Genomic DNA, 743 nt, shown 5'->3' on the forward strand with positions numbered 1-743 from the left:
ACGCCAACCTGTATACGCGCCATCGGTTACCGCGAACATAGTTTTATCAGTTGCATAATTGGGTGATGCAGCAAATGCACTTATCATATCGTGAGGAGTATGCGCTTGTGCATGCATACCGAATATGCCAAATGACATGACAAATGTCACAATCACAGCAAATTGGCGAATGCTGTAGATTTGAATTTTATTTAATTTAATTAACATCTCTGACCCATTATGTTTTGTCGTTCATCGATAAAAACTCTATAAACTCAAGTTGTAGCTTTGATAATTGATAATCCTTCAGTTTCTATATATTTTTAAACTGGATGTTAATATTAGGGTAAATATGTCTTGATACAATAGGTTATTAGTCCTTTTTTTATAGTACGCCTGTACTATAAAATTTCTGATCAATTCAAAGTTTGCGCTGTGATGAGAGAGCAAAAAACTCTAAACAAAATTATCGCTAGGTAAAAATGAAAGATTGTCTACCATTGAATGAGATATCCGGGAGTTACTATAAGACGTTATGTTCAAGTTTAGGCCGCCCGGACAAAGAGGCCAGAATTTGATTGGAGCGGTGATTATTAATCCCAGATTTCCCATTAGGTTTGATTTCCAATGGAAGCCATTAGAATAAGCTGTTATAAATAAGCATACTTTAGTAAATTAAAGTTGTTTTCTGGATGTATATTTTTCATCCGGGAGGTTTTGATGGAATTTAAGCTTCGATTTACTGAAAAAGAGATTACTGCCTC

The 743-nt window shown here is 34.7% G+C and carries 1 protein-coding gene; it reads right to left on the bottom strand.

The window, feature by feature from the left end; genetic code table 11:
• A partial coding sequence (locus C7H79_RS17285; protein ID WP_147383670.1) for a hypothetical protein occupies positions 1-207 on the bottom strand: 207 nt, incomplete at its 3' end.
• Between the last annotated feature and the right edge of the window lie 536 nt (positions 208-743).

The organism is Nitrosomonas supralitoralis, from assembly GCF_003011925.2.
GTDB classification, from domain to species: Bacteria; Pseudomonadota; Gammaproteobacteria; order Burkholderiales; family Nitrosomonadaceae; genus Nitrosomonas; species Nitrosomonas supralitoralis.